General features: G+C 40.0%; 23 protein-coding genes, 2 rRNA genes and 1 riboswitch (1 of these 26 running past the window's edge). Of the genes, 6 read left to right on the top strand and 19 right to left on the bottom strand.

From position 1 onward, the window contains the following. Nucleotides 1-117: 117 nt before the first annotated feature. From pcrB to KHA94_RS16810, 4 genes are all read right to left on the bottom strand, one after another. Nucleotides 118-801 carry a heptaprenylglyceryl phosphate synthase gene (gene pcrB, locus KHA94_RS16825; protein ID WP_213103304.1) on the bottom strand — a complete coding sequence of 228 codons (684 nt, stop codon included), beginning with the start codon at nucleotides 799-801 and terminating at the stop codon, nucleotides 118-120. 248 nt (nucleotides 802-1049) lie between these two features. Beyond that, complete coding sequence (locus KHA94_RS16820; RefSeq protein ID WP_213103303.1) at nucleotides 1050-1349, bottom strand: YerC/YecD family TrpR-related protein; 300 nt, start codon at nucleotides 1347-1349, stop codon at nucleotides 1050-1052. 27 nt (nucleotides 1350-1376) lie between these two features. Further along, nucleotides 1377-2438, bottom strand: a complete 1062-nt coding sequence (locus KHA94_RS16815) for a DUF3048 domain-containing protein (protein ID WP_213103302.1) — start codon at nucleotides 2436-2438, stop codon at nucleotides 1377-1379. 88 nt (nucleotides 2439-2526) lie between these two features. Then, nucleotides 2527-4272, bottom strand: a complete 1746-nt coding sequence (locus tag KHA94_RS16810) for an adenine deaminase C-terminal domain-containing protein (protein WP_213103301.1) — start codon at nucleotides 4270-4272, stop codon at nucleotides 2527-2529. Between the two features lie 163 nt (nucleotides 4273-4435). On the opposite strand from KHA94_RS16810, the gene KHA94_RS16805 reads away from it, so the two are divergent. Beyond that, the gene (locus KHA94_RS16805) at nucleotides 4436-4717 is read left to right on the top strand and encodes a YgaP family membrane protein (RefSeq protein WP_213103300.1); all 282 of its coding nucleotides are present in this window, start codon (nucleotides 4436-4438) and stop codon (nucleotides 4715-4717) included. A 503-nt stretch (nucleotides 4718-5220) separates the two neighbouring features. Then, nucleotides 5221-5334, top strand: a complete 114-nt coding sequence (locus tag KHA94_RS26545; RefSeq protein WP_338030804.1) for an EYxxD motif small membrane protein — start codon at nucleotides 5221-5223, stop codon at nucleotides 5332-5334. Here KHA94_RS26545 and purD read toward each other — a convergent pair. The 13 genes from purD to KHA94_RS16740 all read right to left on the bottom strand — a co-directional run bounded on the left by purD (nucleotide 5312) and on the right by KHA94_RS16740 (nucleotide 19449). Then, nucleotides 5312-6583: a phosphoribosylamine--glycine ligase gene (purD, locus tag KHA94_RS16800; protein WP_213103299.1), complete on the bottom strand. Its 1272-nt coding sequence runs from the start codon at nucleotides 6581-6583 to the stop codon at nucleotides 5312-5314. The two genes, KHA94_RS26545 and purD, sit on opposite strands and share 23 nt — an antisense overlap. Before the next feature lie 159 nt (nucleotides 6584-6742). Continuing rightward, nucleotides 6743-8278, bottom strand: coding sequence for a bifunctional phosphoribosylaminoimidazolecarboxamide formyltransferase/IMP cyclohydrolase (purH, locus tag KHA94_RS16795; protein ID WP_213103298.1), 1536 nt, complete (start codon nucleotides 8276-8278; stop codon nucleotides 6743-6745). A gap of 17 nt (nucleotides 8279-8295) precedes the next feature. After that, on the bottom strand, nucleotides 8296-8880 hold the full coding sequence (gene purN / locus KHA94_RS16790; protein WP_213103297.1) for a phosphoribosylglycinamide formyltransferase: 585 nt from the start codon (nucleotides 8878-8880) through the stop codon (nucleotides 8296-8298). Beyond that, nucleotides 8877-9902 carry a phosphoribosylformylglycinamidine cyclo-ligase gene (gene purM, locus KHA94_RS16785; protein WP_213103296.1) on the bottom strand — a complete coding sequence of 342 codons (1026 nt, stop codon included), beginning with the start codon at nucleotides 9900-9902 and terminating at the stop codon, nucleotides 8877-8879. Before purM ends, purN begins: the two co-directional genes overlap by 4 nt. 360 nt (nucleotides 9903-10262) lie before the next feature. Continuing rightward, complete coding sequence (gene purF, locus KHA94_RS16780; protein ID WP_213103295.1) at nucleotides 10263-11678, bottom strand: amidophosphoribosyltransferase; 1416 nt, start codon at nucleotides 11676-11678, stop codon at nucleotides 10263-10265. Continuing rightward, nucleotides 11663-13879, bottom strand: a complete 2217-nt coding sequence (gene purL / locus KHA94_RS16775; protein ID WP_213103294.1) for a phosphoribosylformylglycinamidine synthase subunit PurL — start codon at nucleotides 13877-13879, stop codon at nucleotides 11663-11665. Before purL ends, purF begins: the two co-directional genes overlap by 16 nt. Continuing rightward, nucleotides 13863-14549 (bottom strand): phosphoribosylformylglycinamidine synthase subunit PurQ, encoded by a 687-nt coding sequence (gene purQ, locus KHA94_RS16770; protein ID WP_213103293.1) that lies wholly within the window; start codon nucleotides 14547-14549, stop codon nucleotides 13863-13865. Before purQ ends, purL begins: the two co-directional genes overlap by 17 nt. Next, nucleotides 14546-14800: a phosphoribosylformylglycinamidine synthase subunit PurS gene (purS, locus tag KHA94_RS16765; protein ID WP_213103292.1), complete on the bottom strand. Its 255-nt coding sequence runs from the start codon at nucleotides 14798-14800 to the stop codon at nucleotides 14546-14548. The genes purQ and purS overlap by 4 nt, the downstream gene beginning before the upstream one ends. Then, nucleotides 14788-15513 carry a phosphoribosylaminoimidazolesuccinocarboxamide synthase gene (purC, locus tag KHA94_RS16760; RefSeq protein WP_213103291.1) on the bottom strand — a complete coding sequence of 242 codons (726 nt, stop codon included), beginning with the start codon at nucleotides 15511-15513 and terminating at the stop codon, nucleotides 14788-14790. The genes purS and purC overlap by 13 nt, the downstream gene beginning before the upstream one ends. Nucleotides 15514-15973: 460 nt before the next feature. Beyond that, a complete protein-coding gene (gene purB / locus KHA94_RS16755) occupies nucleotides 15974-17266 on the bottom strand; it encodes an adenylosuccinate lyase (RefSeq protein ID WP_213103290.1) in 1293 nt (430 codons plus the stop codon). A gap of 2 nt (nucleotides 17267-17268) precedes the next feature. Continuing rightward, nucleotides 17269-18423 carry a 5-(carboxyamino)imidazole ribonucleotide synthase gene (gene purK, locus KHA94_RS16750; protein WP_213103289.1) on the bottom strand — a complete coding sequence of 385 codons (1155 nt, stop codon included), beginning with the start codon at nucleotides 18421-18423 and terminating at the stop codon, nucleotides 17269-17271. Continuing rightward, nucleotides 18410-18898: a 5-(carboxyamino)imidazole ribonucleotide mutase gene (gene purE, locus KHA94_RS16745; protein WP_213103288.1), complete on the bottom strand. Its 489-nt coding sequence runs from the start codon at nucleotides 18896-18898 to the stop codon at nucleotides 18410-18412. The genes purK and purE overlap by 14 nt, the downstream gene beginning before the upstream one ends. A 150-nt stretch (nucleotides 18899-19048) precedes the next feature. Next, a riboswitch (purine riboswitch) is annotated at nucleotides 19049-19150 on the bottom strand. Between the two features lie 95 nt (nucleotides 19151-19245). Further along, nucleotides 19246-19449: an NETI motif-containing protein gene (locus KHA94_RS16740; protein WP_057776939.1), complete on the bottom strand. Its 204-nt coding sequence runs from the start codon at nucleotides 19447-19449 to the stop codon at nucleotides 19246-19248. A gap of 511 nt (nucleotides 19450-19960) precedes the next feature. Here KHA94_RS16740 and KHA94_RS16735 point away from each other — a divergent pair. From KHA94_RS16735 to KHA94_RS16720, 4 genes are all read left to right on the top strand, one after another. Next, nucleotides 19961-20260 carry a hypothetical protein gene (locus KHA94_RS16735; RefSeq protein ID WP_213103287.1) on the top strand — a complete coding sequence of 100 codons (300 nt, stop codon included), beginning with the start codon at nucleotides 19961-19963 and terminating at the stop codon, nucleotides 20258-20260. Nucleotides 20261-20448: 188 nt separating this feature from the next. Continuing rightward, nucleotides 20449-20781, top strand: coding sequence for a winged helix-turn-helix transcriptional regulator (locus tag KHA94_RS16730; protein ID WP_213103286.1), 333 nt, complete (start codon nucleotides 20449-20451; stop codon nucleotides 20779-20781). Between the two features lie 342 nt (nucleotides 20782-21123). Then, the gene (locus KHA94_RS16725; protein WP_213103285.1) at nucleotides 21124-21852 is read left to right on the top strand and encodes an NAD(P)-dependent oxidoreductase; all 729 of its coding nucleotides are present in this window, start codon (nucleotides 21124-21126) and stop codon (nucleotides 21850-21852) included. A gap of 14 nt (nucleotides 21853-21866) precedes the next feature. Further along, nucleotides 21867-22325, top strand: a complete 459-nt coding sequence (locus tag KHA94_RS16720; RefSeq protein WP_213103898.1) for a DUF2269 family protein — start codon at nucleotides 21867-21869, stop codon at nucleotides 22323-22325. Nucleotides 22326-22732: 407 nt separating this feature from the next. Here KHA94_RS16720 and rrf read toward each other — a convergent pair. Continuing rightward, a 5S ribosomal RNA gene (rrf, locus tag KHA94_RS16715) occupies nucleotides 22733-22849 on the bottom strand. Between the two features lie 67 nt (nucleotides 22850-22916). Then, nucleotides 22917-23089 (bottom strand): 23S ribosomal RNA (locus KHA94_RS16710); its annotated part runs 710 nt beyond the window's last position; the annotation flags it as partial.

The following is a 23089-nucleotide window of genomic DNA, read 5'->3' as shown; positions in this document are numbered from 1 at the left end:
ACATATGTTCTGTTTTAATTATATTATATTTTCCTTGATTGTGAAACTAACCAAATCATTAATGTCCATTCCACACGTACAAAATGGTGATTTGTTCACGTTCGATGCCTGACACAGTTAATTGACTGCTTTTAACGTCTCAAGAGCAGCTTCCAAATTCTTATAAATAATATTTCCAACAACAATCACGTCCGCATAGGCCGCCATTTCTTTCGCTTGTTCGGCTGTTTCAATTCCACCGCCATAGAATAATGTTGTATGCTCTAACGTTTTACTTACTTCAGATATCATTTTTGGATCTCCATAATTCCCGCTATATTCTAAATAAAATATAGGGAGATGAAACATTTTTTCAGCCATCATGGCATATGCCTTTACATCGTCATAAGTTAGATTAGAATTTGCATTCGTTAGCTTAGCTGCTTTACAGTCCTCATTAAGAATACAATAGCCTTGAACAAGGATTTCTTCCCAATTCATTATTTCTCCGTATTCTTTTACTGCCTCATGATGAAGTCCTGTCAGCCATTTTGTCTCACTGCTATTTAAAACTGTCGGAATAAAATATAGATCAAAGCCAGGTGTAATCGATTCAATAGATGACACCTCTAAGACACATGGGACAGTGTATCGGCGGATACGCATCATCAGATCAAGCACTTTATCCAATGTAACTCCATCTGTTCCACCGACGATAATAGCGTCCGTTCCCGACTCACAAACCTTCTCTAAATCATCATCCGAAATATATTTATTTGGATCGAGTTTAAACACATGGCGCCACTCGCGAACTTCGTACATCCATACTTCCCCCATTCTATCATTCCATTTCATTATTATAACATTTGTGAAATGAATCAAAAAGTAATGAGAAGAGTCTCTTAATTAGAAAAAAAATCCGCACCTTCACCCAATTTTTTTTATAAAAATATGTTATTGTCCATTTTTCTATTTTATTGTCTGAGTTCACCATTTGCATATAATTTGCATATAAAAAGCCGCAGGCAATCTTTACCTGCAGCTTGATTTCAATTAAGTTGATCTATTATTTATGCTTCGTCTTCTTTAATTCGTTCTAATGCCATTTCATAAGCATCGTTTCCATAATTAAGGCAGCGTTTTACACGAGAAATAGTAGCAGTACTTGCACCTGTTTCTGTTTCAATTTTATGATAGGTTTTTCCTTCTCGAAGCATACGAGCCACCTCAAGCCTCTGGGCTAGTGATTGAATTTCATTAACTGTACAAAGATCATCAAAGAAACGATAGCACTCCTCTAAATCCTTTAAAGACAAAACAGATTTAAACAACTGATCTAGCTCTTTGCCTCTTAATTTATCAATTTGCATATTTTCATACCCCTTTAATTGTATATTCTATTCTTGTACATCGAATGAAATGCTTTGCTCTAATCCTGGGGTGGATGGAATAATATTTATCCAAGTTCTACCAGGGGCAAATCCAACCTTTTTTCCATTTAAAACCGGCAGAATTTTTCCATCTATATTCTCCCACTCTACTTCATTCCATTTACCCTTCTGTATCAGATAACCCTTGCCTCCAGATGTTAAGTTAATAGATCTGCGGCCCACGTTATCAATCACTCTATGCTCCGTTTCAACAATGAAAATATTATCCAGTAACACTGGTTCACCCGATTCATGGTCAGCTGTTAATTCGCCATTCGAATACCTTTTATACTTTTCTAAAGCTTCATCATACTCATAAATAGAATTAAAAATACTATTGTTAAAATAAGTGACCATCACTGATTTTGCTTCTTCACCATTTAGTGCCTCTACTTCTTTATTATTCAGAAAAGTAAGGGACGATGGGGGTTTGTCCATCTCATATTTTCTTTTCTCAGCTCCCTTTAACACATTTCCAAAAGAAATATAAGAATTATGTGGAGCTATACGGTCGCTGGCCCGTTTAAATAGAGTTCCATCATAGTTCATACCATTTAAGTTATCAATATAGCCTTTATCGATCAACGCCTTCGCATCAGGACTATACCCATGGGCAATATAAAGACTATCATAACCTTTCGCCAGCTCCATATAATAATCCCTTGCACTTCTTATAGGCCCAATTTTCTTTGGCTCTTTACTTTGAAAAATAGCTAGAAAACGGGTAACATCTCCTTCAGCTAGTACTTCATAGACAATGTCAGCCTGATCTAGCCCCGATTGTGGACGGGCTTGTGGATGGTTATTAATCATGATAGCAACTGAACGTCCACTCGCTTGTTCCCCTGTTCCAAGTCCTGTTAGTGGAAAATGAAAAGGTAACTCCTTCTCTTCTGAAACCTCTTTCACGTCATCTTCTGCAGTCTGATCTTGAGCATCTTCTTTATCGATGTTTGTTTTATCATTTTTACTGCACCCTGCTGCCAACAGCATCGCTACTATGAGAACAGCCATCCATTTTTTAGTCATAAAGACACCTCAGTGAATTTAAGTTTAAGATTATCACAAATATTTTTGCTAGTTCATGGATGCTCTTTATTGAATTTCCTTTTATATTTTAACGCATTATCGTTGGAAAGAGTACTGTTTTATTCATCACATCATACATTCCTTGCTGTGTAACCCGAATATACGGCAAATGGGTAGACGAGAAGAAGAGGAGTGAATAAATAGGATCTGCATGCTTATAGCCTTTTTCTCTTAAATAATGGCGAAGTTCATTTTCCTTTTTTATTATACTTTCTACCTTTTCATCTGACATCACACCTAGAATATTTAGCGGAATTTCCTGAACGATGCTGCCATTTTCGGAAACTGCAATTCCCCCGCCCATTTCTTTCATACGATGAAAAGCATTAATCATATCACACTTGTTTTTTCCGATTAAAATGAAATCACCAGTATTTGAAAAAGAACTAGCAAATCCATTTAAATCACTAGCGAAGCCTTTTAGTAATGTATTAATTCTCCATTTCCCATGGCGATCTACTAGCATAAAAAAACATTCATCATGAGAGGTCGATAATTGATCAACTGAAACATCAATTGAAATCGAATAAGGCTTCATAATAACTGTATTCTCCATTTTGATTCCAAACGGCATTGAATATTGTAAGTCATCTTGATCAAGTTCCCAGTTAATTTGTAAAGGTTCAAAGCCTTCATCCTTCCAAGATATTGGCTGAGAGTCCTCTGCTATTGGCTTTCCATCCCTCTTGACCCATTTTCCTTTTGCTAATACCGAAACCGGGGTCGGATTTGTTTCGTCCGTAAGAAAATTTATATTTGCAATTCTTCCAGTAGCGATGTTCCCATGTAAATATTCAATATTATAATGACGAGCTATATTAATCGTTCCCATATTATACGCATCCATAATAGGGACACCCTTATCAATGGCGATTCGAATCATGTGATCGATCATTCCCTGTTCGTAAAAAGAAGGAGAGGACCCATCTGTAGTAAAGATCATTTGATCATAATGATTAATGCCAAGCTGATGCATTTCTTCTAATAAAATCGGCAAATCAGGACGGATTGATGAATATCTAAGAGATACCGTATATCCTTGCATTAAACGATTATAGACATCTTTTCCTGTCATGGCTTCATGATCACAATCCGCACCTAAAAGCATTAATTTCGCTAATGTTTTTTCAGATGCACCTGGGAAGTGTCCCTCAATTTTCTTTCGCATTCGCTTAGCTTCCTGAATCCAGTGGAGCATTAAATCATCGCCATCTAGAAGCTTCGGCCAGCCTGTCAATTCGCCCCCCTGCAAAACAGCGTCATGCTCTAGCCATGATTTTACATTGCCGTGAGAGAAGATTATTTCTTCATTATGTATTTCTGTTTGTGCATCAAATCGGCACCACCAATACATAGAAGAAGGAATATTCCGCATTTCTTTCAGGAAAGAAAACGCTTTCTTTTTATCCAGCTGTAAAGCAAGCATTAAATTATCGTTAATCAGTGTTGTTGTACCAAATTGAGATGCATAGCTGGCTAACGTATGGGGATTATATAATTGAAACGGATGGGCATGGGGCTCAATATATCCTGGAACAAGCACTAAGCCATCACAATCCACGATTTCGCATTGATCTATGTTCTCAGGCAACTTCTCACCTACATAGACGATGCGATCATTGTATATCCAAATATTCCCATACTTCCATTCGCGGAATGCCTGATTTAGATATCGAGCGTTTTTCAGTAGTAATGTCGGTGATAGCTTCCCATCCAATACGGAAACATGATCACGCAAGTGCTTATTTTTCCAACGATAACGCTGTTCCAGCACTAGAATCCCTCCCTCTGTTTTTTTTTAGACTTTGTTGTTTATGTATTCTAATTTATGAAAGAAAGCCCTTTCATTTCTTAATAATATTATCACACGTCGCAATTTAACGCATTAAAGAAATAGAAATGTTTGTATAATTTTTTTGGAAAGTGGGGTATGTGTAATGAATTGTAAACCAAATATTGGCATCGTTAATGCATTGATCCGAATTACGATCGGACTCACAATCCTTTCATGCTCAACAGCAAGACTTGTAACTAGGCCATGGCGTCAATCAAACTTACTATTCGCAATCCTCGGAGCAATGAAAGTTGCAGAGGGTATTGTTCGATATTGCCCAGTTACTGCCCTTTTTCAATGTGGACAAGAACAATTAAATAAAGAAAGACAGAATAAAGAAGAGAATAAGGAACTCGAAGAAATGATTCCATATAATCCAACTTAAAAATAACCACTTTATGACTGATATCTGACTAAGTGGTCTCATAGCTTCTTTAGTGACCACTTTTCTTTGGATACCTGTCATAAGTGGTCTCATAAACGCTCTTTGTGACCACTTTTCTTCGGAAACCTGTCATAAGTGGTCTCATAAACGCTCTTTGTGACCACTTTTCTTCGGAAACCTGTCATTAGTGGTCTCATAAACGCTCTTTGTGACCACTTTTCTTCGGAAACCTGTCATTAGTGGTCTCATAAACGCTCTTTGTGACCACTTTTCTTTGGGAACCTGTCATAAGTGGTCTTATAAACACTCTTTGTGACCACTTTTCTTCGGAAACCTGCCTCATGTGGTCTTATACTTACTTTAATAGACCACCCAACGGAAATCAGCTATAAGTGGTCTCGTCTCTTATGAGCCATAAATTATAAAAAAGCTAGACGTTTCTCCAGCTCAAAAATAAAATAATCCCCCAATTATGGGGGCTGTATATAAGGGAGTTGCCATATATGTTTCTTGAATATTTAACAGATATGTCCTTTGTATTAATTGCTTTAATCGGAGGCATCGTTGCTTTACTTTTTGTTTATATGCGCAAGTCTAAGAAAAGACGTGCGAGATAGCTTTAATTCCTATATCCTTACGATAAAAAACGCCATCGCAATGAAGTTTCTTTAATTGCAAATAAACCTTTTCTTGAGCTTCCTTTAAAGAATTTGCTTTTGCAGCGACAAGAAGAACTCGCCCACCGTTAGTCGTATATTCTCCAGAACTATTTTTGTCAGTGCCGGCATGGAAAACGAAAGCGTCATCGCTTACATCTTGCAGTCCAGCTAGAACAGCGCCTTTTTTATATTCTTCTGGGTATCCGACTGAAGCGGCCACAACTCCCAGCATCGCTTGTTCATCCCAAACGATGTCAGGTGTTTCTCCATTAATAAGTGACAACATGACTTGAGCTAAATCTGATTTCATTCTTGGCAGAACGACCTGCGTTTCCGGATCGCCAAATCGAGCATTAAACTCAATTACTTTAGGACCTGCATCTGTAATAATAAGACCCGCATATAAAACACCGCAAAATGATCTTCCTTCTTGAACAAGGGCTTTTGCAGTCGGCTTTAATATGTTCTCTACAGCATCCTTTACGATGTCACGGTTAATATGAGGAACAGGAGAATATGCCCCCATGCCGCCAGTGTTTGGTCCTTTGTCACCATCATAGGCTCTTTTATGGTCTTGGGCTATTTCGAGTGGAATAACTGTTTCACCATTTACAAAAGCCATCAGGGATATTTCCTCACCTGTCAAAAACTCCTCTATTACAACCGTTGAGGACGCTTCACCAAAACGCTTATTTAACAGCATTTCTTCTAAGCCTGCTCTTGCCTCTTCGATGGTCATCGCGACTATAACACCTTTTCCTGCCGCCAGCCCATCTGCTTTAAGGACAATTGGTGCACCCTTTTCTTCTAAATATGCTTTCGCTTCCTCGTATGTGGAAAAAACAGCATACTCAGCAGTTGGAATATTGTATTTTTTCATTAAATCCTTCGTAAAGGATTTGCTTCCTTCTATTAATGCTGCTTCCTTTTTTGGACCAAAAACCGTTAGTCCTTCCTCCTGAAAACGATCGGCTATCCCTTCAAGAAGAGGTACTTCTGGTCCAATTACAGTTAAGCCCACTTCATTTTCCTTCGCGAATTGAACAAGCTTATCTTGTTCATTCTCCATTATTTCTACAAGCTGAGCGACATCTTCCATTCCTGCATTACCTGGAGCTACGAATACCTTTTCAACGGACGGACTTTCAGAAAGCTTTTTGCATATTGCATGCTCACGGCCGCCTCTTCCTATGACTAATACATTCATATAAAACAACCTCCACAAGGTTTTTTTAAGCTAATAGGAAAGTTTAAGTTTATTAACGTACTAAAGTGAAGTGTGTTTTCATTTAAATATCTGCTAATAAGATCGCATAAGAAACACTAAGGCGTTCGCCAAAAAGGACTTGGCGAATGCCAAGTTTTTCTAATGTTTGAAATGTCTTACTCCTGTGAACACCATGGCAATTCCATATTCGTCAGCTTTTTTAATCGAATCCTCGTCACGAACAGAACCACCTGGCTGAATAATTGCTGTAATCCCCGCTTTTGCAGCAGCTTCTACTGTATCATCCATCGGGAAAAAGGCATCTGATGCCATCGCTGCTCCGATTGCCTTTTCTCCAGCTTGCTCAAGGGCAATTTTTGCAGCTCCCACACGGTTCATCTGGCCAGCTCCAATCCCAAGAGTCATGTTTGCATTATTAACGACAATCGCATTCGATTTCACATGTTTAACCACTTTCCAACCAAGCTTTAATGCTTCCCATTCTTTCTTAGTTGGCTCTCTTCTTGTTGGAATGGAAACTTCCGCATCTTCAAGCGTTAATTGATCGTATTGCTGGATAAGCATTCCGCCTTCAATTGAAGTTAGCTTTACTTCTTCTTTATCCTGTACATGAAAAAGAATTGTTAATAGACGAAGATTCTTTTTACCTGTCAAAATAGCTAAAGCTTCTTTTGAAAAAGATGGAGCAATAATTATTTCAAGGAAAATGTCATGAAGTTTTTGTGCTGTGGCTTCATCTACTTCCCTATTTAGAGCAATAATACCACCAAAAATAGAAACCGGATCTGCCGCAAATGCTTTTGAGAAAGCATCGAAAATGGTTGCACCGCTTCCAACTCCACATGGATTCATATGCTTAACAGCGACAGCCGCTGGCTCCGTAAATTCTTTAACAATTTGAAGGGCTGCATCTGCATCGTTAATGTTATTGTAGGATAACTCTTTACCGTGTAATTGTTCCGCGTTGGCAATCGAAAATTCCGAACCTAAAGGCTTGCGATAAAAAGCCGCTTTTTGATGAGGGTTTTCTCCATATCTTAATGATTGCTTTAGTTCATAAGTGACCGTTAGCTTTTCAGGAGCTTCTTCGTTTGCTAGCTTTGTCATATAGTCAGCGATCATGGCATCATAAGCAGCAGTATGGCGGAATACCTTTGCTGCAAGCTTGCGGCGAGTTTCCTTTTGTACCTCTCCTGCATCCTTTAATTGAGCTAAGACGATTTCATAATCAGCTGGATCGACAACAACAGTGACGTACTCATGATTTTTAGCTGAAGCACGCAGCATTGCTGGTCCGCCAATATCGATATTTTCAATAGCATCGCTGGCTGTAACATCAGGTTTTGCTATCGTTTGTTGGAATGGATATAAATTGACACAAACGACATGAATTGCCTGAATTTGATGCTCTGCCATTTGTTGTTGATGGGAGGACTCACCAAACTTTGCAAGCAATCCACCATGAATCATCGGATTTAACGTCTTGACCCGCCCTTCCAAAATTTCTGGAAATCCTGTCACATCACTTACACCTATTACAGGTACATCACTTTCTTCTAATGCTTTTTTCGTACCGCCTGTGGAAATGATCTCAAAGCCTAGCTCATGTAATTGCTTGGCAAATTCTGTTACACCTTTTTTATCGGAAACACTGATGAGTGCACGCTTTTTCATCGAATATCCTCCCTGTTTTATGAATTAAGCTGCGCTTTTTTGGAAAATAATTTCTTCAAAACTGCAGGATATAGCTGATGCTCAATTGCATGAATTTTTTCTTGAAGACTCTCTCTTGTTTCAGCTGAATCAATATCGACTTCTTGTTGAGCTATGATCGGGCCTGTATCCATACCCTCATCTACGAAATGAATGGTCACGCCGCTCTTTTCCACATTAGCGTTTAGTGCTTGGCCAATTGCATCCTTGCCTGGAAAGGCTGGGAGCAGTGAAGGATGGATATTCACGATTCTCCCTTCAAACTCTTTCAGAAGAACTGATCCAATAAGTCTCATATATCCAGCCAGTACAATAAATTCAATCTTATTTTCTTTTAATTTTTTTAGGATTTCATTCTCATACTCATCTTTTCCAGCATAATCCTTTGCTGAAAAAGTAAAATAAGGAATGTTTTCATTCTCCGCTCTCTCAATACAAAATGCATTTGGCTTATCACATACTAATAGCTTTAAGTTAGCTTGAAGCTCACCATTCTTCACTTCATCTATTATGGCCTGAAAATTTGAGCCGCTTCCGGAAGCAAATACTGCGATATTCTTCATTTTATTTCAATACCTTCCTGCTCAGCTACTGTCCCTAGAAGATATGCTTTCTCGCCGAGTTCGTTAAAATGATGAATGACCTCATCTGCCACTGCCTTGTCAACAGCCACAACCATGCCTGTTCCCATGTTAAAAATATTGTACATTTCTTTCCAGTCCAAATCCCCAATCGATTGCATAAGCTTAAATACTGCAGGCACTTCCCAATTTTTTTCAATAAGCTCAGCGCCTAATCCTTCCGGCAGCATACGCGGGATATTTTCAATAAAACCACCGCCTGTAATATGCGCTATTCCTTTAATTTTGAACTTTTCTAAGGCTGATAAAATTGATTTTACATAGATTCTAGTAGGGCGCAAAAGCTCCTCGCCTAATGTGCAGCCTAATTCATCCACATAATCTGTTAAAGACATATTGGCTTTCTCGAAAAATAACTTTCTCACAAGGGAATATCCATTGCTGTGAATCCCGCTTGACGAAAGACCAATTAAGGTATCTCCAGCCTTAATATCAGCTCCAGTGATAATATTTGCTTTTTCACAAGCCCCTACAGAAAAACCAGCAAGATCATATTCTTCCTCACTGTACATGCCTGGCATTTCCGCCGTTTCCCCGCCAACAAGGGCGCAGCCAGCCTGCTCACATCCATCTGCAATTCCTTTGACAATGGCTTCAATTCTAACAGGATCGGCTTTGCCGCAAGCAATATAATCTAAAAAGTAAATCGGCTCGGCACCTTGAACGACAATATCATTCACACACATTGCAACCGCATCAATCCCGATCGTATCGTGCTTATCCATCATAAACGCCAGCATCAATTTTGTCCCAACACCATCTGTTCCAGATACTAAAACAGGCTCCTTTAAATTCAGAGCAGATAAATCGAACATTCCGCCAAAGCCGCCTAGACCGCCGAGCACTCCAGGGCGAATCGTTTTCTGTACATGCTTTTTCATACGGGATACTGCTTCGTAGCCTGCTTCAATATTTACTCCGGCTTGTTTATAAGCATTTGCCATCCTTGTTCCTCCTAGTATAGAAAAGCGCAAACGCCTTGTTCACCCTCGACAAGCATAAGACAGGCTGACTAGAAGGTTGTTCTTTAACCTTCTTGGCGGACTGGCTTATGACCTCGAGGTCGACAAAAACGCGACGTCCTTGTCGCATTGTCGACACTAGTACGTCCTGTACGTCGGGGGTAGGCGCTGGAGCTAGACATTTCTCTAATTTGAAAAAAGTTAAACTTTCTATCTTTTAAAACAGGAATTTTAGTAAGTTATTATCCGAGTTCACAAATGAAAAACCTTTTTACATAAAGTTACAATTGCTTTTGAAAAGAAAAACGACATCTAACAATGCCGCTTTCTTTCATCATGTCATTAGCAAGTAGGGACTTTATCATTGATAGACGAAGGATAAATTTCTGTCGGGTATTTGCCTGTAAAGCAGGCAAGGCATTGACCACAATTATCCCCTGCTTCTTTTCGTCCAATTGCCTTTACTGTACCCTCTACACTTAGGAAAGATAATGTATCAGCACCAATCATTTGTCTTATTTCTTCAATTGAATAATTAGCTGCGATTAATTCCTCTTTTGTTGATGTGTCTATTCCATAGAAGCATGGATGCTGAATTGGAGGGGAGCTAATCAGAACATGAACTTCAGTTGCTCCTGCCTCTTTCAGCATGTTAACGATTCTACGGCTCGTTGTGCCGCGTACAATCGAATCATCGACCATCACAACCCTTTTTCCTTCGACGACACCTCTTACCGGAGAGAGCTTCATTTTTACCCCTTGTTCCCGTAAAGATTGTGAAGGCTTAATAAAGGTTCTTCCTACATAACGGTTTTTAATTAAACCCATTTCATATGGAATACCCGCTGCTTCTGCATAGCCGATTGCAACAGATGTACCCGAATCAGGGACACCTGTTACAACATCTGCTTCTATCGGAAATTCAAAGGCTAATTGTTTTCCTAAATTTTTACGAGCTGTATGAACATTAACCCCGTTAATATTGCTGTCAGGTCGGGAGAAATAAATATATTCCATTGTGCACATGGCGATATTAGACGCCATAGCAAACATTTCTGAACGAACGCCATTGTCGTCAATGATCAGTAATTCACCTGGCTCTACATCGCGGATAAATTGGGCACCAACAATATCAAAGGCACATGTTTCAGATGCCACGACAAAAGCATCACCAATTTTTCCTAAGGAGAGCGGCCTCATTCCATTTGGGTCTAGCGCCACCATTAATTCTGTCTCGGTCATAACGAGAAAGGCATAAGCACCTTTTAGCATGGACAAAGCATATTTTACCCTGTCCTTGAAAGAGGCAAATCCGCCTCTTCTGATCAAATGGGCTAATACCTCTGTATCTGAGCTTGTTTGGAAAATGCTGCCCTGTCCTTCAAGCTGATGTCTTAAAGCAGTAGCATTGATTAGATTCCCATTGTGGCAAAGTCCCATGCTTCCGCTTTGAAAATGGAACAGCAATGGCTGAACATTTTCATAGCCGCCGCCACCCGCTGTCGAATACCTTACATGTCCGATGGCAGCTTTACCATTCAGCTCATTGATATCTTCAGCTGAAAAGACTTCATTAACGAGGCCTTCCCCTTTTTTTCCTTTCAGCTTCTTGCCGTCCGTTACGACCATTCCTGTTCCTTCTTGTCCGCGATGCTGCAAACTATGAAGGCCATAATACGTGATTTGAGAAGCATCTGGATGACCCCAAACGCCAAAGACGCCACATTCTTCGTTTAACCCTTTTATTTCAGCAAGCATGAGATGGCTCCTTTCCAAGCCTGCCCTAGCGCTTCAACCTGCTCAGCTAAGACAAGCCCTTCTTCTGAAGAGATAGTAAGAACTGGTTGCTCCGTGACTTCTCCTATTAGCTTTGCATCTACTAAGCTTTCAAACTGTTGTTGGTTTTCTTTTTTGACAGTTAATAAGAAGCGTGATTGGGACTCACTGAATAATGCCGAAACTTTATTTCCTGAAATTTGAACATTAGCACCAAGGCCATTTGAACCGATCAAGCTCTCAGCGATTGCAACGGCTAATCCGCCTTCTGCAACATCGTGAGCAGAAGCCACCAGACCTGAACGTATAGCATTTAACACTTGCTTCTGATTCTTTCCTTCGATGTCAAGATCAATCTCTGGTGCTTTTCCAAAAATCTTTCCGTATGTCAGCTTTTGCAGCTCACTTCCTCCGAATTCATCCTTTGTTTCTCCTAAAAGATAAATAAGGTCTCCCGCTGCTTTAAAAGCTTGAGTTGTAACATGATTTAAATCTTTAACAAGACCAACCATTCCAATGATCGGTGTAGGATAAATCGCTTCACCATTTGTTTCATTGTATAAAGAAACATTTCCGCCAATTACAGGGGTATCTAATGCAAGACAGGCTGCACTAATTCCATCTGCTGCTTTTTCAATCTGCCAGAAGATTTCAGGCTTTTCTGGGCTTCCGAAGTTCAGACCATCTGTAATCGCTAAAGGCTCACCACCTGAGCAAACGATATTTCTTGCTGCTTCCGCTACAGAAATTTTTCCGCCTGTTTCTGGATCAAGGTAGATATAGCGAGAGTTACAGTCTGTTGTCATCGCTAGTCCTTTTTTTGTACCGCGGATTCGAATAACCGCCGCATCAGAACCAGGTGAAACAACTGTATTTGTGCGTACCATATAGTCATATTGGTCATAAACCCACTCTTTACTTGCAATAGTAGGCTGCTGCAATAGATTAATTAATGTTTCTTTATAGTCTTCTACTGCTGGAATATCATTTTCCATATCCTGATATTCACGATAGTAGGCTGGCTCTTGTGATGGTTTATGATAAACCGGAGCCTCCTCAGCAAGAGCATCGGCTGGAACATCCGCAACAATTTCTCCATTATGAATAAGACGTAGCATTTTATCATCTGTAACTTTACCAATTGCAACTGCTTCTAAATCATATTTAGAGAAAAGGTCTACAATCTCTTGTTCTCTGCCTTTCTTCACAACAATTAACATTCTCTCTTGTGATTCGGAAAGCATCATTTCATAGGCTGTCATGCCTGTTTCCCGTTGCGGTACAAGATCAAGATTCATCTCAATGCCTGAACCCGCTTTGCTTGCCATTTCTGCAGAGGAGCTTGTCAGTCCAGCAGCTCCCATATCTTGAATTCCAACAAGTGCATCCGATTTAACAAGCTCAAGACATGCTTCTAATAAAAGCTTTTCCATAAACGGATCGCCAACTTGAACAGCTGGGCGATTTTCTTCCGATTGATCTGTTAATTCTTCAGAAGCGAAAGTTGCACCGTGGATTCCATCTCTCCCTGTTTTCGCTCCTACATACATCACTGTATTTCCAACACCATGAGCCCTGCCTTTTTGAATATCTTTATGGTCAATTAAGCCGACACACATTGCGTTAACTAGCGGATTTCCTTCATAGGCTGGGTCAAATTGTATTTCTCCGCCAACGGTTGGAATCCCAATACAGTTTCCATAGCCAGCGATACCAGCCACTACTTCTTTGAAAAGGTATTTCGTACGTGCATTGTCTAATTCTCCAAATCTTAATGAGTTCAGCATCGCAACTGGTCTTGCACCCATTGAAAACACATCGCGAATAATCCCGCCTACACCCGTTGCTGCTCCTTGATAAGGCTCAATCGCAGAAGGGTGATTATGGCTTTCGATTTTGAAGACAACTGCTTGTTCATCACCGATATCAACAATCCCAGCTCCTTCACCAGGACCTTGAAGAACTCGTTCACCCTTCGTAGGGAATTTTTTTAAAACAGGCTTGGAATTTTTATAGCTGCAGTGCTCTGACCACATAACAGAGAAGAGGCCGATTTCTGTGTAATTCGGCAGACGCCCAAGAATTTTTTCAACCATCGCAAACTCTTCGTCTGTTAAACCCATTTCTTTATATACTTTCATTTCCTTTAATTGCTCCGGACTTGGCTCAAGCTTTAACGACATGTGCTTCCCTCCATTGTTTTACGATTGATTGAAAAAGCTTCAGACCATCTGCACCACCTAATAGCTCATCAACAGCTCTTTCAGGGTGAGGCATCATTCCGAGGACATTTCCTTTTTCATTGATAATACCCGCTATATTTTCAAGGCTTCCATTAGGATTAGAGCCGTTATAGGTAAAAACAATTTGATTATTGTCTTTTAATTTGGCAAGTGTTTCTTCATCACAATAGTAATTTCCTTCGCCATGTGCGATTGGAATCGTAATGACTTCATCTTTCTCATAAGCAGAAGAAAACATCGTTTCGTTATTTTCGACCTTTAATTCGACTGGACGGCAAATGAATTTTAAGCTTTCATTTCTTCTCATTGCACCAGGGAGAAGACCTGCTTCTAATAAAATTTGAAAGCCATTGCAAACGCCAAGTACTGGTTTCCCCGCTTCAGCCGCTTTTACAACTTCCTTCATGACATTGCTAAAACGTGCAATTGCTCCTGAGCGAAGATAATCACCGTATGAAAAGCCTCCTGGAAGAAGGATGCCGTCAAATTCATCTAAGCTTTCAGCATCATGCCAAACATATTCTACATCAGCACCTAGCTCATCCTTCACAGCATGATACATGTCTACGTCACAATTCGATCCTGGAAATACGATAACCGCGAATCTCACTGAGCAACAGCCTCCTCGATTTCAAAACGGTAATCTTCAATAACAACATTTGCTAATAAACGCTCACACATTTCTATAACGACTTCTTCCACATCACGATCAGACTTTTCAATATTTAATTCCATGAATTTCCCGATGCGGACATCTGATACTTCGTTGTAATTCATTGTATGCAAAGAGTTTTTTACAGCTGTTCCTTGAGGATCTAATACGCTTTCTCTTAATGTGACGAATACTTTTACTTTGTACATACTTTTTGGCCTCCTAGTCTGGCTAATATATTTTCATAGGCATCTGTTAAGCTTCCTAGATCACGACGGAATACGTCTTTATCTAGCTTTTCTTTTGTAGCGATATCCCAAAGTCGGCAAGTATCTGGAGAGATTTCATCAGCAAGCAGAATAGCTCCGCTATGATCTTTTCCAAACTCGAGCTTAAAATCCACTAGCCGTATTCCCAGTTCTTTGAAAAATTCCGTTAAAACTGAGTTAACCTTTAGTGCTTTTTCTTTAATTATTTCAACTTCTTCCTTGCTGGCAAGCTGAAGGATTTCAATATGGTCGTCCGTCAATAATGGATCCCCTAGATCATCATCTTTATAGTAAAATTCCACAATCGTTCTTGAGAGAGGTTTTCCTTCTTCCACCCCTAATCTTTTCGCAAAACTTCCGGCGGAAACATTTCGAACTACTGTTTCAAGCGGGATAATGGCTACTTTTTTTACGAGCTGCTCTGTTTCAGAAACCTTGCTTATGAAGTGAGAATCTATGCCTAATTCTTTAAGCTTCGAAAATAGCAAACTTGTAATCTCGTTATTCAAACGGCCTTTTCCATCGATGCTCGCTTTCTTTTCACCATTAAAGGCAGTCGCTGAATCTTTATATTCGATCCAAACAATATTTTCATCATTTGTCTCGTAAACCTTTTTCGCTTTCCCTTCATATAACAATGATCCTTTTTCCATGACGAGAGCCTCCTTATTTTAAAGATTAGGAATTTTTTTACTAATGTTTTTACACGTATTGGTTAAAAAAGAGGCAAAGGACAACCTTTACCTCTTTTCAATTTTCTTGTGGTGCGAGTCGCTTGCACTTTTCTTTGTCTAGCTCCAGCGACTAGCCCCGACGTACAGGACGTACTAGTGTCGACAATGCGACAGGACGTCGCGCTTTTGTCGACCTCGAGGTCATAAGCCAATCCCAGCCAGAAGACAAAGAACGTCTTCTAGCTGTGCTCGTCTTATGCTGTCGTCCCTAAACAGTCGCCTCCACTTTTCGATCAATCCTCCCAGAAAGGTAAAGAACACCTTTCAGAGAGGCTCGTCTTATGCTTGAGGCCTGCAGGATGCAGGTCATGCAGGCGTTGCCACAGGACGTGGCGCAATTAGCCTACGTTCCTTTTTGAGCGAGTCGCTTGCGCTTTTCTTATAAACCTAAGCGATCAAAAATCGTATCTACATGCTTAATATGGTAGTTGTAATCAAAGCAGTCATCAATTTCAGCAGGGGATAGATTTGATGTAATTTTTTCATCCTGCTCAATTAGACTGCGGAATGAGACCTGCTTTTCCCAAGCTTCCATTGCACGCGGCTGGACAGTGTCATAAGCTTCTTCACGAGGCAGCCCTTTGTCGATAAGAGCTAGTAGAACTCGTTGAGAGTAAATCAGCCCTAAAGTACGGTCCATATTGCGCTTCATATTCTCAGGGAAGACTGTTAAATTCTTCACGATGTTCCCGAAGCGATTCAGCATGTAGTTTAAGGCAATCGTAGCATCAGGAATTATGATTCTTTCAGCTGAAGAATGGGAAATATCCCTTTCATGCCATAGCGGCACATTCTCATATGCAGTCATCATGTAGCCACGAATTACTCTCGCCATCCCTGTCATATTTTCAGAACCTATTGGGTTACGCTTATGAGGCATAGCAGATGAGCCTTTTTGACCTTTAGCAAAAAATTCTTCAACTTCACGCGTTTCACTTTTTTGCAGACCGCGAACTTCTGTTGCAAATTTCTCGATTGATGTAGCGATTAATGCAATCGTGCTCATATAATGTGCATGACGATCACGCTGTAAAGTCTGTGTAGAAATTGGTGCGGGCTTAATGCCAAGCTTCTCACATACGTATTTCTCAACAAAAGGATCAATGTTTGCGTATGTTCCTACAGCCCCAGAAATTTTTCCAAATTCAACGCCTGCTGCAGCAGCTTTAAAACGGTCAAGATTTCGCTTCATTTCCTCGTACCAAAGTGCGAGCTTAAGTCCAAATGTTGTAGGTTCAGCATGTACCCCATGAGTACGGCCCATCATTACTGTATATTTATGTTCTTTTGCTTTATTTTTTATAATCTCAACAAATCGTTCTAAATCTTTTAGAAGGATATTATTAGCCTGCTTGATTTGATAGGATAATGCTGTATCCACAACATCTGTTGACGTTAATCCATAGTGCACCCATTTGCGCTCTTCGCCTAGCGTTTCAGAAACAGCGCGAGTAAATGCAACAACATCATGTCTTGTTTCTTCTTCAATTTCTTTAATGCGATCAATATCGAAGGAAGCTTGTTCACGGATTTTTTGAACATCCTCTTTTGGAATGTCGCCAAGCTCTGCCCATGCTTCACAAGCAAGGATTTCAACCTCTAACCACGCTTGAAATCGATTCTCTTCTGTCCAAATTGCACCCATTTCAGGTCTTGTGTAACGCTCGATCATTTTTATCCTCCGATCTTTTCTATCACATTGGACCAAATGTCGCTTTTATTTATCTCTGAAAGTGCTTCTTCAATCGAGTCTCGTAAAAGTGTGACATGGCCCATCTTGCGTTTATATTTGGCTTCCTTTTTCCCATATAAATGAATCTTCCAGTCATTTAATAAAGGTAATTCCTTCATTAATGGATCCACATGTTCTCCTAATATATTAACCATTACTGCCGGTTTTAATAGACTTGTTTTTCCGAGAGGCCAATTACAAATGGCTCGGATATGCAGCTCAAACTGGGAGGTCTCACACGCCTCAATGGAATAATGCCCTGAATTATGCGGCCGAGGTGCAAGCTCATTAATGTAAATATGCTCATCCGCTGTAAGGAACATTTCAACTGCCAAAGTTCCTACAAGATCAAGAGCTTTAGCAAGCTGTTTTGCTGCATGAATGGCTTTTTCCTCTGCATTCTTCGTGATTCTTGCCGGAACAATTGTTTGATGCAGGATATTCTCTTTATGAATGTTTTCACCTACAGGCAACACGGCAGTTTCACCAGAGACACTGCGGCAAATGATAACAGAGATTTCCTTGAAAAATGGAATCCATTTTTCAAGGACACAAACTCCATGATCAAGAAGTTTTGCTGCTTCATTTATATCCTGCATATTTTTTATGACAACTTGTCCTTTTCCATCATAGCCGCCTCTGGAAGTCTTTATTACCGCTGGAAGTCCAAGCTTTTCTATATTAATATAAATCTCTTCTGCCGTTTCGACTACCGCATACGGAGCAACCTCTGCACCTGCCTCTTGAATGGCTGCTTTTTCAGTTTTTCGATCCTGTGTAATTTGAAGTAATTTAGATCCTTGAGGAACATATGTGTTTGTACATAGCCACTCCAAGGCTTGAGCATTAATGTTTTCAAATTCATAGGTAATGACATCACTTACTTTTGCCAATTGTTTGATTGAATCGATATTGTCATATTCACTAATGATTTTATAATCCGCTACTTGTCCACAAGGTGAGTCTTCTGTCGGGTCCAGCACTGCAATTCTAAAGCCCTGAGCTTTTGCAGCAATGGCCATCATTCTCCCTAATTGGCCTCCGCCTATAATTCCAATGGTTTGTCCTGGCAAGATGACTTTATTAGACAAGCTCATCACTACTTTCTAAAACTTCTTGTTTAGTCTTTTCTCTTTTTCGTTCCAGACGATCTGCAATCTTTAAATCAAAAGCACCTAATATTCTTCCAGCAAGCAGGCCCGCATTGACTGCGCCTGCTTTTCCAATTGCCACAGTTGCTACAGGTACTCCTCCTGGCATCTGCACGATTGATAGGAGGGAATCAAGCCCGTTTAAAGCCTTTGATTGGACAGGTACTCCAATAACCGGAAGTGTAGTTTTTGCAGCAACCATTCCTGGAAGATGAGCTGCTCCTCCAGCACCGGCAATAATCACCTTAATGCCTTTTTCCCTTGCGTTTTCTGCATATTCAAACATAAGATCTGGAGTGCGATGAGCAGAAACAACCTTCTTTTCATATGCAATTTCAAGCTCGTCAAGAATTGCGCAAGCATGCTTCATCGTTTCCCAATCAGATTTGCTTCCCATGATTACTGCTACCTGTGCTTTCATCTTTCTCCTCCACATGTTGATTTATCTCATCATTTTCAATTAAAAAGCCCAGACAGATTCTTTCTACAATGAGAGAAAGCAATCTGACTGGGCTAACAAGCACATAGGGAACACACCTTAATAGAACAGGATGGATTCCTATTTACGCCAGGCATATCTACTTTCCCTCATAGTCCGACAATTTACGGTCATCAGGTAGAAACTTATGGGCCATATTCCCATTATTATACGAGGGGGTAATTTCTTTAATTTATAACTTATATTCACATATTAACAACTTATCTGTAGTCATGTCAACCGAAAAATCGAACAATAAAAATTAACAATTATTTATTGTTCGTGTTTTGTTATTCTATCGCTTTCGCTTCAAAGAGAATCTGACGTCCTACTGGTTCATAGGAAACTGTACCGCCTGTTTTTTTCTCCTCAAAAATTGGCTTTTCCGTTCTTCTCACAGGTACATAACCCGCTTTTTTTATTCTATCTAGACACATATCAATCGTTTCATTTTCTTCTACTTCAAAAATCATCTTCTTTTTTCCATTACTCATGAATATAACTTCCCTTTCTATACTGATTTACCCAGAAACTTCCATGAATCGTTTTCGGCTCATTAGCGATAAAGTGAAACTTCCATCAGTGGGGGTTTTTTGATCCCCCACCTACCTTCCTCGCTTCTCTCTCAATCTTGAGGTGGGGGTCTTACTGCCCGTTAATGCGGGATAAAATTTTTACACACAAATTTAATCACAAGAATAATGATAACCATTATAAAGCTATTTTCTAACAATGCAAGTCCTCTGCTAATCTACCCTTATACATAATTATTTTACTCCTATTATTAAGTCGTACAAAAAATAATGACCTATTTATCGAAGTTTAACGAAGGATCTTGTTCCAATTGTTTTTAATGCTTGACGTGCATTTATGATTTCGACTTCGAAAACAGAAGAATTATTAGAACATTATTTAAATAAGCGATTTAATTGATATTGAGTTTTCAGAAACATTTTGGGGAATATTATTAAAAACTTCTAATCAATACGTCTAAGGGGGAAGCAAATGGATAAAAGATTAGCTGACATTGAACAAAGATTAACTAAGGAATACAAAGACATAGCAATTTTCGTAAAACATGTTTTTGATGAATACGACATAAAAACAGACGAACATCGACGTCTAATCTCATCGAACGCATTGGCTGGAATAAAAACATCTGGAGTTGAAGAAAAAGTATTCTACGATATGATACAAGAAACTAAACGATGGATGCTTGATGTCTTGGAGCGTACTGCTCAAGACTTTGAGCACAAAGGGGATAAATACTGGAACAAAAATTTCCCGGATGGCACACATAAATAACTGAATCATTATTATTAAGCCCTTCTCAAGGTGAGAAGGGCTCTTTTCTATATGTTTAGAAGTTGGGTTCTTTCCTATGCTCCTTTTTAGTTTCATTTGATTGACTTGTTTGTATATCTATTGTAAAATTTTGTTAATTGTTTACTTTAGATAATGTACTTACTTAAAAGTAAGGGGATGATTTATCAATGATTCATCAGCGTGAATGTCCAGTTGAGACACTCATTCATGTTTTAGGTGGCAAATGGAAGCCAATGATTTTATGGCAATTGATTGAATCCAATAAGCGATTCAACGATCTGGAAAAGCTTATACCTGATGTTTCACAAAAAATGCTTTCACAACATCTCCGAGATTTGGAACGAGAAGGCATAGTCGATAGAACGATCTACCCTACCATCCCTCCAAAAGTAGAATATTCCCTTAGTGAATACGGCAAAACATTGATCCCTGTAGCAGAAGTCATGTGTGCTTGGGGAGAAAATCATAATAAGCGGAAATATAAAGAATCAGCGTCTTAAAGCTGGTTCAATGAACTTGTACACACTAATTCAATCAACTTAAAACAAAAGCTGCCACGGGATACCGGGCAGCTTTTGTGTACCTACAGTCGGCACTCCTGTTATGAATTAATTTTCGGGTTTGGGTTAATAAAACTCCTGATAGTGTAGGATTGTCGCCAATCTGTCTTTAGAAATTTCCTGTCCTCCCGAACTCCACGTGAACAATTAAGTCATCCCATTCTGTCATGCTTACTTTTAAGTAAGTACCTTACTTTAAAGTGGGTTCTTATCATAATATTAAAACGATGCTAAGCTTGAGTTAACCAAATATTAGGAGCCATTTAAGAGGAGGAAAGAACAATGAAAATTATTGTTTTTGGAGCGACGGGGAATACAGGAAAAAGAGTGTTGGCTCAAGGGATAAAAATGGGGTATGAAATGACCGCATTTGTACGAAATTCTGAGAAGCTTTATGATCAACTAGGTGAGCATTCCGCACAGCATGTGAAGGTGATCGTGGACGATATTATGGACCCGGTCAGCGTTGGTGAGGCGCTCGCGCATCAAGACGCCGCTATTATTGCAGCCGGCCATACGGGCCAGGGAGAAGATTTTGTTCGTATCGTCGATAACATTATAACCCAATGTGAATTCCAACCTAGTTTCTCTGGGCGGGTATGGATAATGGGAGGAGCCGGACTGCTGGGTATTCCATATACCGATCTTATCGGCAACAATTTACCCGGCTTCCCGCCTGAGTATAAAAATCACAACCGGAATTTCGAACGGCTGCAGCAGACTCAACTCGATTGGTCCATTATGTGTCCGGGAACAATGATTGATTCGATAGAGCATCCAGATCCGGTTCATCTGCATGTAACAACGGAAACCTTGCCCGTTCTTATTCCGGAGATGATCAAGGAATATTCCGAGGCAGATATAGCCCGTCACTTGTTCAGCCGACATCAAGAACTGGATGTTGCTTATGACGATGTCGCGAAATGTATGCTGGACCATATAGAGCTCGGAGGATCGTTTAAAAGAAAAAGGGTCGGTCTTGCCTATCAAAGCGATATGCTGGTGCACTGAGGAGAAGGGAGATAATCGGTTTGTTTGGATTACTGCTCGTTTTGCATATATTGGCTTCGATCGCCATAATTGGTCCAGCTTTCGTGATGCCTATTATTCGAAGATCCGCTAGAACCGTTGGTCAGCTGCGCTTTGCTTTTGGTATAACGACCAAGCTTGCCATAATACCTAAAATTGGCGGAGCCGTACTTATTATAACCGGGGTTTGGCTTATGATCATAACCAAGATGGGGTTATCTCAAATGTGGCTGAATGTATCCTTCCTTTTATCGCTGCTCATGGTCGTCATGAACGACGGATTGATCGAGCCGCATATGAAAAAGATCATACAGATCGTATCTGAAAGTCAAGACCAGGGTAATGAAATACCTGCCGAGTTCGGACTGTTGATGAAAAAGATCGTACCAATCGAGACGGCGGCACAGCTGCTGATGATTGCCATATTGGTGCTTATGGTCGTTAAGCCATTTTAAAGAGACCGACGGGATTTGCTTTCTAAATATCTTCTCATTTTTATACAAATTTTCTAATGTTCTTCAAACATAAATAAAAAAGAACAGCTCATTTAGCTGTTCTTCATTTCGCTTGGCGACGTCCTACTCTCACAAGGGGACAGCCCCTAACTACCATTGGCGCAGAAGCTTAACTTCCGTATTCAGCCTCGGCTTTGAATAAGCGGCGGATCTCTGCGTCAGCTGCACTCGTTCCGTCCTCATGTGCATCGCACATTCCGGGCGTCACTCCCTTGCTTCCTTGATCTCCTTGCTTCTTCAAACCCTCGGGTTTGCTTTCTATATTTCTTCTTATTTTTATACAAATTTTCAAATGTTCTTCGAACATAAATAAAAAAGAACAGCCTCATTTAGCTGTTCTTTTTTTCGCTTGGCGACGTCCTACTCTCACAAGGGGACAGCCCCTAACTACCATTGGCGCTGAGAAGCTTAACTTCCGTGTTCGGGATGGGAACGGGTGTGACCTTCTCGCTATCGCCACCAAACTGTATAAAATTGAGGTTTTGTTCCCTCAAAACTAGATAATGCTGAAGAAGAATTCGAGTAATCAATTTGGTTAAGTCCTCGACCGATTAGTATTTGTCAGCTCCACGTGTCGCCACGCTTCCACCTCAAACCTATCAACCTGATCATCTTTCAGGGGTCTTACTAGCTTGACGCTATGGGAAATCTCATCTCGAGGGGGGCTTCATGCTTAGATGCTTTCAGCACTTATCCCTTCCGCA

The sequence above is a fragment of the Cytobacillus citreus genome (genome assembly GCF_018343665.1).
Taxonomy (GTDB): Bacteria; Bacillota; Bacilli; order Bacillales; family Cytobacillaceae; genus Cytobacillus; species Cytobacillus citreus.
The sequence above is the reverse complement of the archived record's forward strand: the minus strand, read 5'-3'. Positions and strand labels throughout refer to the sequence as shown.